Source organism: Pseudomonas sp. AN3A02, assembly GCF_011765255.1.
In the GTDB taxonomy this organism is placed as follows: domain Bacteria; phylum Pseudomonadota; class Gammaproteobacteria; order Pseudomonadales; family Pseudomonadaceae; genus Aquipseudomonas.
Window position 1 is genome coordinate 89,424 of the sequence record NZ_JAARNI010000008.1, and the last position, 11,705, is coordinate 101,128.

13 protein-coding genes are annotated in these 11,705 nt (G+C 52.5%); 8 read left to right on the forward strand and 5 right to left on the reverse strand.

The genetic code is table 11. The features are described from left to right. The first annotated feature begins 55 nt into the window (after nucleotides 1-55). The 3 genes from HBJ59_RS24050 to HBJ59_RS24060 all read left to right on the forward strand — a co-directional run bounded on the left by HBJ59_RS24050 (nucleotide 56) and on the right by HBJ59_RS24060 (nucleotide 1,965). Nucleotides 56-1,012 (forward strand): glycoside hydrolase family 6 protein, encoded by a 957-nt coding sequence (locus tag HBJ59_RS24050; RefSeq protein ID WP_167664963.1) that lies wholly within the window; start codon nucleotides 56-58, stop codon nucleotides 1,010-1,012. Nucleotides 1,013-1,107: 95 nt separating this feature from the next. Continuing rightward, entirely contained in the window at nucleotides 1,108-1,335 is a 228-nt protein-coding gene (locus HBJ59_RS24055) for a hypothetical protein (RefSeq protein ID WP_076013956.1), read from the forward strand. Between the two features lie 225 nt (nucleotides 1,336-1,560). Next, nucleotides 1,561-1,965 carry a DUF1090 family protein gene (locus HBJ59_RS24060; RefSeq protein WP_167664964.1) on the forward strand — a complete coding sequence of 135 codons (405 nt, stop codon included), beginning with the start codon at nucleotides 1,561-1,563 and terminating at the stop codon, nucleotides 1,963-1,965. A 54-nt stretch (nucleotides 1,966-2,019) separates the two neighbouring features. Here HBJ59_RS24060 and HBJ59_RS24065 read toward each other — a convergent pair whose 3' ends face one another. Further along, nucleotides 2,020-2,964, reverse strand: a complete 945-nt coding sequence (locus HBJ59_RS24065; RefSeq protein ID WP_076013954.1) for a GlxA family transcriptional regulator — start codon at nucleotides 2,962-2,964, stop codon at nucleotides 2,020-2,022. 186 nt (nucleotides 2,965-3,150) lie between these two features. Here HBJ59_RS24065 and HBJ59_RS24070 point away from each other — a divergent pair, with 186 nt between their 5' ends. Both HBJ59_RS24070 and HBJ59_RS24075 read left to right on the forward strand, forming a co-directional pair. Then, nucleotides 3,151-4,083 carry an alpha/beta fold hydrolase gene (locus HBJ59_RS24070; RefSeq protein WP_256670885.1) on the forward strand — a complete coding sequence of 311 codons (933 nt, stop codon included), beginning with the start codon at nucleotides 3,151-3,153 and terminating at the stop codon, nucleotides 4,081-4,083. A gap of 376 nt (nucleotides 4,084-4,459) precedes the next feature. Next, complete coding sequence (locus HBJ59_RS24075; RefSeq protein ID WP_178124286.1) at nucleotides 4,460-4,765, forward strand: DUF6124 family protein; 306 nt, start codon at nucleotides 4,460-4,462, stop codon at nucleotides 4,763-4,765. Nucleotides 4,766-4,856: 91 nt separating this feature from the next. On the opposite strand, the gene HBJ59_RS24080 is transcribed toward HBJ59_RS24075, so the two are convergent. Continuing rightward, nucleotides 4,857-5,345 (reverse strand): DUF6030 family protein, encoded by a 489-nt coding sequence (locus HBJ59_RS24080; RefSeq protein ID WP_167664965.1) that lies wholly within the window; start codon nucleotides 5,343-5,345, stop codon nucleotides 4,857-4,859. A 663-nt stretch (nucleotides 5,346-6,008) separates the two neighbouring features. Here HBJ59_RS24080 and HBJ59_RS24085 point away from each other — a divergent pair. After that, the gene (locus HBJ59_RS24085) at nucleotides 6,009-6,476 is read left to right on the forward strand and encodes a hypothetical protein (protein WP_167664966.1); all 468 of its coding nucleotides are present in this window, start codon (nucleotides 6,009-6,011) and stop codon (nucleotides 6,474-6,476) included. A 436-nt stretch (nucleotides 6,477-6,912) separates the two neighbouring features. Beyond that, nucleotides 6,913-7,923 (forward strand): hypothetical protein, encoded by a 1,011-nt coding sequence (locus tag HBJ59_RS24090; protein ID WP_167664967.1) that lies wholly within the window; start codon nucleotides 6,913-6,915, stop codon nucleotides 7,921-7,923. A gap of 141 nt (nucleotides 7,924-8,064) precedes the next feature. On the opposite strand, the gene HBJ59_RS24095 is transcribed toward HBJ59_RS24090, so the two are convergent. After that, entirely contained in the window at nucleotides 8,065-8,760 is a 696-nt protein-coding gene (locus HBJ59_RS24095; protein WP_167664903.1) for a hypothetical protein, read from the reverse strand. Between the two features lie 70 nt (nucleotides 8,761-8,830). On the opposite strand from HBJ59_RS24095, the gene HBJ59_RS24100 reads away from it, so the two are divergent. Continuing rightward, entirely contained in the window at nucleotides 8,831-9,871 is a 1,041-nt protein-coding gene (locus tag HBJ59_RS24100; protein ID WP_167664968.1) for a hypothetical protein, read from the forward strand. Nucleotides 9,872-9,964: 93 nt separating this feature from the next. Here the strand turns inward: HBJ59_RS24100 and umuC are convergent, their stop codons facing one another. Together umuC and HBJ59_RS24110 are read right to left on the reverse strand one after the other, a co-directional pair. Continuing rightward, entirely contained in the window at nucleotides 9,965-11,242 is a 1,278-nt protein-coding gene (gene umuC, locus HBJ59_RS24105; RefSeq protein WP_167664969.1) for a translesion error-prone DNA polymerase V subunit UmuC, read from the reverse strand. Further along, nucleotides 11,235-11,660, reverse strand: coding sequence for a LexA family transcriptional regulator (locus HBJ59_RS24110; RefSeq protein WP_167664970.1), 426 nt, complete (start codon nucleotides 11,658-11,660; stop codon nucleotides 11,235-11,237). The genes umuC and HBJ59_RS24110 overlap by 8 nt, the downstream gene beginning before the upstream one ends. Between the last annotated feature and the right edge of the window lie 45 nt (nucleotides 11,661-11,705).

An 11,705-nucleotide genomic window follows, 5' to 3' on the forward strand; every position in this document is an offset into this window, starting at 1 on the left:
CGTCGGCGGCGAGCCGACTTACCTTGGCCACCCGCCCCTCTTACTGGTGTAGAGCGTGCTAAAGATCGCTACCCTTGCCGCCGGCTTTATCAGCCTGTCGATGTTGCCTGCTGCCCAGGCGAGCGATGGGTTCTACGTCAACCCGCAGTCAACTGCCGCACAGTGGGTCCAGCAGCACCCCGATACGCCTGCCACCGCAAGGATCCGCTCAACCATTGCCGAGGTGCCCAGTGCCCTGTGGCTGACCCGCACCAGCCAGGCTGCGGGCACGCTCCCGGATCGAGTCAATCGTTACGTATCGGCCGCTGCCGGCGCGGATAAAACGCCGATCCTGGTGGCCTACAACTTGCCCCATCGCGACTGCAGCGGCGGCGCGTCTGCAGGCGGTGCGCCGAATGCAACAGCATACCGGGCCTGGGTAGACCAACTGATCAACGGTATTGGAGACAAATCTGCGGTGGTCATTCTGGAACCGGATGCGCTGGCCGATATGCAGTGCCTGGACAAGGACAAGCGCTCCGAGCGGCTGCAGCTGATCAATTACGCCGTCTCGGGGCTCAAGCAGCGCTCGCCCCATACGGATGTATATCTGGACGCCGGCAATCCAGGCTGGAAATCCCCAGGCGCCATGGCTGAGGCGTTGAATGCAGCCGGTGTGAAAGAGGCCCGCGGGTTTGCCCTGAATATCGCCAACTTCTACACCCTCGCCCAGGTGCGCAGTTACGGTGACGCGATCAATGCCAGGCTGTTAAGCGAGTACACCTATACAAAAGCCATCGCGGTAGACACCAGCCGCAACGGCAACGGCGCAACGCCTGGTGACTGGTGCAACCCCACGGGTCGCAGGATCGGTATGACACCCCAAGTGCTTTCACCGCAGTTGGTTGCCCTATGGATCAAACTTCCGGGCAACTCGGACGGGGCGTCTTCAACAAAAACCGATTGTCACGGCGGCCCGGCGGCAGGCACGTTCAGCCCCGAACTGGCGATGCGCCTGATGGATGGGAACTAAGAGCGCCCCTTGCATCGCGCTGCCCCATTGCTCAGGATGGCCATCTTGAGCTCAACACCGGCAAGGAAGCATCACGTTACCGAGGCCGAACGAACATGACGCTCCCTGAAGACAACCCGTTGAAGATCGAGGGATGTCCGCGCCAGGCGAATCGCTGGTTCTGGCTTACGCTTGGGTTTTTGATGGTTTTTTTAACGATTACCTCGATGATTTTCCTGAGTGCAACTCCACCTGAATGGATGTTTGTTGCGCTCAACTTTGGCTGGGCAATCGTTGCTTTGACGCTGCTGGTGCGGCTATCGGGTGTGCACTGCGCCAAGTGAGGTAGCTGCCTCATTTTGCATCCTTTCAAGTAAACACCGCTGTAACACCCATCAACGTCTAAGAAACAACGTGAAACAACTCACACTTATGGAGCTCCGCTGTTGAAGGTCAAAAATTGACCAAATATATTTCGCTTCACCCGAGCGCTCACCTCTATATGGATATTGTTCTGCGCTTGCTCGGGCTCCCGGAACTGCGCAGGCAATAAAACATTGAGGTTTGCCATGCGCCTTTCCAAACTCGCACCCGCCGCCGCCCTGTTCAGCCTGTTTACCCTCACCGCCCAAGCCGCCGACCTGTCAGCCCTCACGGGCGCCCTGTCATCTGCCCTGGGTGGCGCCAGCAACAGCAACAGCAACAGCAACAGCAACAGCAACAGCACCGTCAGCGCCAATAACGCCTCCTGCCAGCAACAGATCCGCGACCTGCAGACGAATATCAACGCGGCCAATGCCAAGGGCGATACCTTGCGCGCGACCGCGTTCCAGGCGGCACTGACACAAACCAACAAAAGTTGCAGCAACAGCACTTACAACGCTCAGGCGCAAGTGAGCACCAACCCCCAACACCAGCAAACCGTGAACAAGGCTGCGGATGCGATCAACGCGATTGGCGGCCTGTTCAAATAGGTTGGAACGCCCTGTGAGAAAGGCCCGTGATTGCGGGCCTTTCTTCTGCCAAGCCTATCGTTGATAAGCCTTTCGGTACGTTGTTGGGCTCACGCCCACGATCGAGAAAAAGTGCTGACGTAACGACAAGCTTGTACCAAACCCGCAGGAGCCCGCGATCGTCTCAATGCTGTGGTCGGTTGTTTCGAGCTGCAATTGGGCTGCCTTGATTCGCTCGTTCGTAAGCCACTTCCCAAACGTCGAGCCGGTGAGTTGCTTGAAGTGCCGGGTGAAACTACGCCGACTCATCGCCAGCCTCGTCGCGACTTGATCGATTGACAAAGGTTGGCCCAGGTTTGCCCGAAGCCAATCCAGCAACTGGCCGAGGCGCTGGTCGCTTGCGCCTTGCGGAACAGGCTGACTGATGAACTGAGCCTGGCCGCCGTCGCGATGTGGGGAAACAAGCAGCTGTCGCGCCAATGCGTTGGCAACTCCCCGCCCATAAATGCGCCTGACGATATGGATGCAGCAATCGAGGCCCGCGGCCACGCCCGCCGAGGTCAGGATTTGCTCAACCTCGACATAGAGCACTTTGGGGTCTACTTCGATGCGAGGGAAATCTCGCGCCAGATGCGCCGCCCAAGCCCAGTGCGTGGTTGCCCGCTTGTCGCTCAGCAGACCTGCATGAGCGAGTACGAACGCCCCCAGACACAGGCCGACGACCAGTGCGCCTCTTGCATGAGCGGCCTGAAGCGTTTCGAGGAGTGCAGCCGGCGGCGTTTCGGCGACGTCCCTCCAGCTTGGGACAATCACGATATCGGCCCCGGCCACCTGATCCAGACCATGCTCGCAATGGATGGCGAAACCGGCGTTGGTAACCAGCACGCCCTCCTCGCCTGCACAGACCACCAGATCGAACCAAGGCGAATCCCCCACTCTGCGATCTTTACCAAACACCAGGCAGGGCACGGACAGGTGAAAGGGGCTGATGCGGTTAAACGCGATGACTGCAACGCTCACACTTTTTTTTCACGGAGGCTGGCCTGATCAAGATTGGCCCGATTCTAATGAAAAATGGTCATTGGGCCAATGGTGCCCATTCTCGGATACGTCCACTCTGATCCCAGCTGCATTTCGCCGGGAAATGCGCAAATCAGAGCCCAGGCCTCAATGAACATCGCGACCTTTTGCACCCTAGGAGCACTTATGACGACGCTCTCGATGACCGAACCGACGTACGCTGCCGAACCGGTGCCCTCCATCCCCTATACCACCGAGTCCACTGGCTATCACTGGACCAGCGTGGAAGGCGTGAAGGTTTTCTATCGTGAGGCCGGCCCCAAAGGCGCGCCGACCCTTGTGCTGCTCCATGGCTACCCTTCTTCGTCGCGCATGTGGGACTCGTTGATACCGCTGCTTGCTGATCGGTATCACGTGATCGCACCTGACTACCCTGGGTTCGGCAGAAGCGACGCCCCCTCTGTGGCGACCTACACCTACACGTTTGACCATCTGGCCGACACCATGAGCAAGCTGCTCACGCAATTGCGCATCGATGAGTACACCCTGTTCATGCAGGACTACGGCGGCCCGATAGGCTTCCGGATGATCCTCAATGCGCCGCAAAAACTGCACGGCATCATCATCCAGAATGCCAACGCCTATAACGAAGGCCTGGGAGCCAAGTGGGCGAACATTGCCAAGTATTGGAAGGCCCCTTCCGGACACCCCGAGCAAGTCGATGCGTTCATCGGATACGAAAGCACGAAGCAGCGCCACTTGGGCACCAGCCCTCATCCCGAGCGTTACAACCCTGATGCCTGGGACGACGAATTTGCCGCATTGTCCCGCCCGGGCCAGCGGGCGATACAGTCGGCGTTATTGCTGGACTACCAAAACAACGTCGCCTCTTACCCAAAATGGCAGCAATGGTTGAAAGACAATCAGCCGCCCATGCTGGTCATGTGGGGGAAATACGACCCGTCGTTCATTCTGCCAGGGGCCATGCGTTACAAGGATGATGTGCCGGGTGCAGAGGTTCATGTTCTGGATGCGGGGCATTTCGCACTGGATGAGAAAACTGAACAGATTGCCAGCCTGACGCGACTGTTTATGGCGCGGATTACCGGCGGTAAATAGTCAGTGCCGACACTTTTCCAAGCCCAATAAAAATCGCGTCCACTGTTTAAAATCTTCTCGGTTTTTTAAGGGCCGGCAAGGCAAATCGCTTTAACTTGCGGGACGTTTCCTAGAGAATCTTTCGGCCTTGTGCCCGCTGGAATCACTGGCTAGTCTTCGCTCCGTCGCTGCACATCAGCGATCGGGTGTGAGAATCCGGAACCAGTAGGCGCCAAGCGCCACTACCGTCTGTAGCATGCTCTATGGCGGCTGTGTGCGGGCAGACTTCGGTCTGGCCGGAGTCCTACTGTCCGGTATTCTCACCCTGCACATAGCTGCCACCTTTTGTCGAGTGAGACCGACACCAGGATGGCTCACCACCAGTAGGAGCTTATGCATGGACAAAATCGTTCCAGACCCACCTCGTACCACCCGGGACCGCGAAGCCTTTGATCGCGCCTTAACTCACCACCTCCGACCCGATCCCGCCTCCCACCCAATATTTACCGTTCACCAAGACGTCAGCTTTGAAGACGCAATCGCCCAAATCTCTGAATTGCTACGCTGTGCAGCCGCAACGGCTGAAGGATCTGTGCAGGGATCTACTGGTGAAAACCGGGGCATGGCGTGTTCCACCGTTCACTTGATAGACATGGCTAGAACGTTGGCAGATCAGGCGTTGGATTGTTTAAAACCGCGCTAACACAACAAGCATGGGGGCTGAACTACTTGAAATAAAATAAATCAGTCCCCTTTACCCGCTTTACCCCTCATCAAATCGGCAGCCTGCTCCGTCACTTCATCACCACATGAACCTCATAGCCCTTTCCGGTCGGCCACTCGTCCCGAAGTACTTCCACTGTTCCAGTCCCGACCTCTACCGTTTCCGGCTGACCAAGCACGATGGCCTTCTTGATTGAGGCTGGCAGCGGCGCTCCAAGCGCTTTCGGTGCAAGCTTCTCCGCCGCTTTTCCGAGCGCTTGTATTGAGGCACCGGGTGATTTGGGCTGGTTGAAATTCAACACGAGCTTTACCTGATCAACCGTCGAGCCGCTCCCTGTCGCGTAATAAGCCAAGTTATTGGCCAGCGGAGCCCCGCCGCCGATGTCCTTGTAATTGCTGGCGCATCCCGATGTACCATCACCGTAATCAGTCCACTTTCGACCCTTCAGCCCCGAGTCAGAAAGGAACGCACATACATTTTCCGGGGACGATTGCTTTAAATCCGCAAAACATGTCACCGAAAAAACCAGTAATAACGGCAGAACAGTAATTTTAAGCATCTTTTTAGTCTCCATCCCTGTGAGGCACTTTGAGATCCGGCGTCATTCCGGCCCGAAACGAATACTCTGTTTCTCTCAAAAAAACCATCCTGTAAGTCCCCGCCGAGGTATTCCCATGGAATCCCAGCCAATAAAAAACCCCGTAGACGTTAATCTACGGGGTTTCTAAGAGTGGAGGCCGAGGTCGGAATCGAACCGGCGTAGGCGGATTTGCAATCCCTATAAAATATTCATATTTTTCAATAAGTTAGAGGCAGTTAAATTCCGCAAGCGAGAGTATCTAGGAAGACTGGAGCGCCCGGCCGGCGCGAGTCCTAATTTTGATTGCGGAATTGAATTACGACCCTTAGAGGTTCAGAACCTAACAGTAGTCGTCGCTGGACAAGCTTCCAGCTCAACACACCCAAGTACCCGGCCAGCTCAATCAATTCGATGATGGATTGGACGTAGGGCTCTGCTCATGGTCTGATTTCTCTAGTCGCTTTTCCCTTGAACGCAGTTCTTGTAGCAAATATTAAGCAATCATTGCTTTGCTGAACCTGCTATCCCTCAGGACAAACATGATGGACCAGTCAAAGCGAGGCTCAAGGTGCGCTAATGTCAAAGCCTAGAACCGAGGTAAGCCCTGCCCGAGAACGAGAGCTTTCAGTGAGGACCCATACAGTGAAATGCCGCATCACTATTTCAGCGTTTTTTGCCCTCTGCATCGACGCAAGCGCGGCGACTTCACCGCTTCCGGCGCTGATACTCTGTACTCCCGATGAGCACTACCGCGCAGGCATTGAGACACTCGACCTTCCAGGATCTGCAGCTCATTTGTTCGAGTATGGTGGCAAGGTCACTATCACCCAGAGTGGCAGCCGAACTAGCTACTCGTATGGGGAGGGGCAGAATTTTTACAATTTCAAAGAAAAGACAGCTTACTCAAAAGACTTCGTAAACATTCAGCGAGACATTTATTTGTACTCAGATCCTGGATTGGCGGACAGCAGTGGTTTCCTGATACTACGTGGTCAAATGGGAACCGGATTCTTCTATATCGACTGGACCAAGCAACGCTACTACGGCTATAACCATGAGTCTGAAGCCATTCACTCTTACGCTGGCTCATGCACAATACTCAAAAAATGAATCGCGCTACCATGCGGCAAAGCACACCCCGATTGTGTAGGGGTATGTGGAAGATTTTAAGAGAAAGGCCCGTGGTTGCTGGCTGCGTCACTCACTCATAGCAGATTGCATAAATGCATATTTGGCATTGAATGGCATAGATTGGCCCATGGTTTGCCCCATTTTTGCCCCATGCGACGGTCTAGGTTCCCGCCTGCCCAAGCAGTACGATGAGCCAAGCAATCACCTCTTAACCAACCTGCCTCTACGCCCAGAATTCTCGGTCGCGTCAGGCAAGCCTAATGATGGGCGATATCAAACCTACTGACGGGTCGTTTTCAGCCAGAAGCAGACCCAAGTGATAGAGTGCAGTGAGCGGGAATCGACCCTAAATGTATCTACTGAAATAGAGGAGATACAGCTATCCATCAATTGACGTCTATTCGTGGGGCTATCGATGAGCGAAACACCGCGCACAAAGACAAAACCTTCTCGAAACGCAGCGGGATCAATGGAGCTGCAAGAAGGAACTGGGCCAATCACAACAATGTGCTCCTGCGGCTCGTTCTTGGAAATTTACAAGCAAGACAAAACCTTTCGAGTTCAGTCGCCTGAATCAATTGATCCCGACCAGACGAATCCAGACGCGCCTTGGGTGGTTTCCCCAGTAGCCGATGTGGGATCTAGCAACCAGACAGTAGCCCGTGTACTTTTACAAGCCCGGGAGATGCTTGACTCCGCAATGTTCGACGAAGATCTCGATAAAGCAGCAGTGGTCTTGCATTTGCACGGCTGCAAAGAATTGCTGCTTGCATGCGAAACACTGGCTACGAGACTTTCTAGCCGCATTGATGAAATCATCATAAAAATCACTGAGCATGGCATATCCAGAGATAATCACGGCCGCGGCCTAAATCCCTTTCCCCAGGTTGATGATTTAGAACTTGATTGCGGAACATTTTTAGTACAAATAAATAGAGCCATCAAGCTGGTGTGCGAATTACCAGCGATATTTTTACAGCTTAGGAAAATAGATTCTAACTTTGATCACCTCTCTCAGAGCCTAGCGGATGTACTAGGAGAGACATCACCTATTTTGTCATTTGTACGTGATAACTCAGCAGGGGTGCGCTACTTGATTGAACTGCGCAACTTTCACGAGCACCCCAAAATAACAAAAACCGTAGTTGAAAATTTCCGGGTCCTTCCGAATGGTCAGATACAAAAACCATCATGGTACTTAAAAGGACAAGGTATAGCCGAGCCTCGTCCCATCGGGGAAGAGGTGGTCGCAATTGTAGATTTTGTCCGTGAAATTACTGAGGGCATGTTCATACATCTTCTGATGCATCGTATCTCCAAGAAATTTCCTTTTTTCATCCAAGAGATCCCTGAGGACGAAATAAATTCGGCATTACCAATTCGATATAGGCTCTCAATTGATATCACAAGAATGCAATTAACATAGTAACTTCAGTATTATTTATTTATTCACTAGACCTGAACGAATCGACAGTCAGCTATGAGTGGTATGCACCCGATAGGCCAGAAATAATGCCAGGCTCATTCAATACTGATGATGGGCGACATGAAAACTATTGCAGCTCTATTAGTGCTTCACATAAGCCTTTTTCCCACCCGATGTAATGCAGTAATGCCCACCCCGGGGCCCATAACAAAAATTTCCTCCACCGCAACTGCAGTCGCGTTCCGAGTAGCCGTTACCGGAGCTCACGTTGTTCAAGCGTGTCGCAGTTTTAGGGAGTGATATAGCCTTAATCTGACCCACCCGCCGGGCCACAAACGGATCCATGGTTTTCACATTGCGAATGATACGACACTCAAACACGGCGACCATCGCCCCCCCTAACTGAGCATCACTCTTTCCCAATTTTCCAAAAGCTTCAATGGCGTAATCTCGCTGGTCCACATTCGCGTTGTATGCAAACACGTATTTGCTGCGCATAGGTTCTTGAGTAGCCTGATGGAGCACGTCTGTGAAGGCAGGGGCCACTGGGTGCCCCAACGCCCGTAGTCGGTCAACAACCTTTGTGGAAGCACCTTGACGCCCTACTAAGTCCTCCGATATGTCAGCCCACAAGACCTCTGAAATGAGTCGTGTAATTCCTGCCAACTGTTTCGGATCCAGCGATGGGAAGAAGTGCTTTTCGAGATTTGGTGCTGAGCAGTACTCAGTGTAAAACAATTCAATATCTTGGTCTGGCTCCCACGGAGAAACGTTGTCCGCGTGCACATTGGCAACCGCCCCAAAGGTCGCAACCAAAAACACAAGCATTCGAAACATCAGACTTTCCTTGTCGTAAGCCTAAGGTGCTAGTCTTAAGGTACCATAAACTCATACCCTAGGGCTCATTATGATCAAACCAAAACATAACTATACGGGGAAACCAACCGCATACTTAGATCACAATATCTTAAACTATTTTTTACGCCACCCCGAAACATCCGCATTCGAGAAAATCTTCGAAGAACAACAAGTAGTGTACTCCGATGAAACGCTTAGAGAAATCAAGCGAAGTAAAGGAAAAGAGAATGACTTCTTAAATAAACTAAAAAAATTGAACGCAATGCACTTCAAAATTTTCGTAGATGAAAACCATCAAAGTACTAATGATGCGATTATTTCAGATGCAGATCCCTTTGAGCAGTACGCCAGATTATGTGAACAACTACACATTATTGACAAAATCTATACCGCAACCAATAACACTCTGAGAAAATTCCATGGAGACAAATCTCTGCCGAGCATTGAAGAATTGGACCAACAACAAAGCTCCGACTTCATAATGATTTTAGAAGAGCTAATGCAAAAAAAGTCGAATACCGACACGCTTACGAGCGAGCAATTAACTAAGCTCAATAACTACATATCGAGAACCCTCCAGCACCAGAAAACGATACAAGAGCTTTCCACCAAAATGATGTTGAACTATCAAAGAGACGATAACGCCTCAATGATAAATACTTATAGAGCCAAGGTTGGCATAGGACCGCTAGAGCTAAACAACGTTAAAGGCCCAAAAATAATTGAAAAAATTTGGAGCCTTCACAAAGATCTTGATGGATATAAAGGGCGCAATTTTTCAATTGAAGATTTCTTAGGAATAAATTACATCCCGTCTAACTTGAATGGCTGCATACCCACATCAAGCAAAATAATCTCTGCATATAATGTATTAAACGTAATTGGCTACTTTAACGACAGCGACTTAAAGCTTAACCGTCGCTTTACCTCTGCGACTAGTGATGCAAACCACGTGGCATTAGCATCCTTCGCTGACACTCTTTATTCGTCGGATATTGGAATGATCAAAAAAGGACGAGCAATATACGAATTTCTAGACGTTCGAACTAAAATTATAACCATCAACGTTATTGACAATAGACCTCTGTGAAATCCTTATCAGGTAAGATCTCGATATCTGCGCAGGTACTGATCAAATCAAAGCGATTGATCCTGAGAGAGTAAACGATCCTACTTTACCAAACTATTTGCATTCAACGCTCCAAAGCTGATCAACTTTGGTCGTATAGCTCTGGCTCATCATATCTCGGCGCATCCCCCAATCCGGGTCAACCGGTACACTGGCCGAACGCAGAGTTCCTCGGCCCCATCGTTCGTTAATCTGGTCCAGGACGTTCATCACCCGCGTTGCCTCAACCGGCTGAGACGTAGCGAACAAATCATCAGTGTACTCACCTGGCTGGCAAAGATTGAGCAACATAACCTCTGCCTTACTGTACTTAAAGCCTGGCCGAAATATGCGATCTAGCGCACCAACCGCTGCTTGAGTGAGCAAGCGCACGTCGTCAGTGGGATACGGCATATCCACCACCACACCGTTCGCGTACTTCGCTTCCTCCGGGTTAAACATGCCAGTACGGATGCACACGCGCACCTTCTTGCACAGCGAGTTCTGAACGCGAAGCTTCTCGGAGGCTCGCATCATGTAGGTGGCCACCGCCTCCTTGATCGGAGTCAGCTCCGTCAGCCGCTTGCCAAACATTCGGCTGCAGCAAATCTCCTGCTTTGGAGGATCGGGTTCGTCTAACTCCAGACAGGACGTGCCGCCCAGCTCCCTGGCGGTCTTCTCGATCACAACGCTGAACCTCTTCCGGAGCGTCCACGGATCCGCCTTAGCGAGGTCCATGGCCGACTTGATGCCCAAGGCTCCGAGATGGAGTTTCATTTTGCGGCCAACACCCCACACCTCTGCCACATCCGTATTGCGCAGCACCCAGTCACGCTTAACCGGATCGGTGATATTGACCACCCCGCCGGTTTGGGACTGCAGGCGCTTCGCGGTGTGGTTTGCCAACTTAGCGAGAGTCTTAGTGTGAGCGATACCTACTCCGACAGGGATGCCTGTGCAGCGAAGCACCTGGGCACGAATCTGTCGGCCCAAAGCATCAAGCCCGCTTATACCGGTCAGATCAGCGAATGCCTCGTCAATGCTATACACCTCAACTGCCGGCACCATCGCCTCAATCAGACTCATTACGCGCTCGCTCATGTCGCCGTACAGCGCGTAATTTGAGGAGAACGGGACAATGCCGTGCTGCTTGAGCTTGTGCTTGATCTGGAAATACGGCTCGCCCATCTTGATGAAGGGCTTGGCATCGTAGCTACGGGCGATAACACAGCCATCGTTGTTGCTCAGTACCACGATGGGCACCTTCGCCAGGTCTGGCCGGAATACCCGTTCGCAACTGGCATAGAAGCTGTTGCAGTCGATCAGCGCAAAGGTCGGCTCTTGCTTAGACATGGCTGCGCACTGTGCTGGTGATCACGCCCCAGATTGACAGCTCGTCGCCTTCAAGAACGTAGCGCGCCGGATATTTGGGGTTTTCTGATAGCAGAACCACCTCCCGGCCGCGCTTGCAAAGGCGCTTGCAGACGGGCTCATTGTTCAACAGCGCCACCACCACATGCCCATGGGCCGGCTCAATGGCGCGATCCACCACCGCGAGGTCACCGTCGAAGATCCCAACCCCCTGCATGCTTTCTCCTGTGATTGCTACCAAGTACACATGCGGCGCACGGATATTCAGAACCTCATCCAATGAGATGTGCTGCTCAATGTGGTCCGCTGCCGGCGAAGGGAAGCCGGCCGGAACCTGGAAAGAGCACAAAGGCAGCTTCGCGCCTACCTCAGCAATGGGACCTAAAATGGTGAAGCTCATGATGCTGCCTTTGCAAATACTGTACGAATGTACAGTTAACTTTGT

Bases quoted from the DNA above. Each gene is read 5' to 3' on its own strand.
- HBJ59_RS24055 (WP_076013956.1), top strand. From the start codon at position 1,108: ATGACGCTCCCTGAAGACAACCCGTTGAAGATCGAGGGATGTCCGCGC.
- HBJ59_RS24060 (WP_167664964.1), top strand. From the start codon at position 1,561: ATGCGCCTTTCCAAACTCGCACCCGCCGCCGCCCTGTTCAGCCTGTTT.
- HBJ59_RS24070 (WP_256670885.1), top strand. From the start codon at position 3,151: ATGACGACGCTCTCGATGACCGAACCGACGTACGCTGCCGAACCGGTG.
- HBJ59_RS24075 (WP_178124286.1), top strand. From the start codon at position 4,460: ATGGACAAAATCGTTCCAGACCCACCTCGTACCACCCGGGACCGCGAA.
- HBJ59_RS24080 (WP_167664965.1), bottom strand. From the start codon at position 5,345: ATGCTTAAAATTACTGTTCTGCCGTTATTACTGGTTTTTTCGGTGACA.
- HBJ59_RS24090 (WP_167664967.1), top strand. From the start codon at position 6,913: ATGAGCGAAACACCGCGCACAAAGACAAAACCTTCTCGAAACGCAGCG.
- HBJ59_RS24095 (WP_167664903.1), bottom strand. From the start codon at position 8,760: ATGTTTCGAATGCTTGTGTTTTTGGTTGCGACCTTTGGGGCGGTTGCC.
- HBJ59_RS24100 (WP_167664968.1), top strand. From the start codon at position 8,831: ATGATCAAACCAAAACATAACTATACGGGGAAACCAACCGCATACTTA.
- umuC (WP_167664969.1), bottom strand. From the start codon at position 11,242: ATGTCTAAGCAAGAGCCGACCTTTGCGCTGATCGACTGCAACAGCTTC.
- HBJ59_RS24110 (WP_167664970.1), bottom strand. From the start codon at position 11,660: ATGAGCTTCACCATTTTAGGTCCCATTGCTGAGGTAGGCGCGAAGCTG.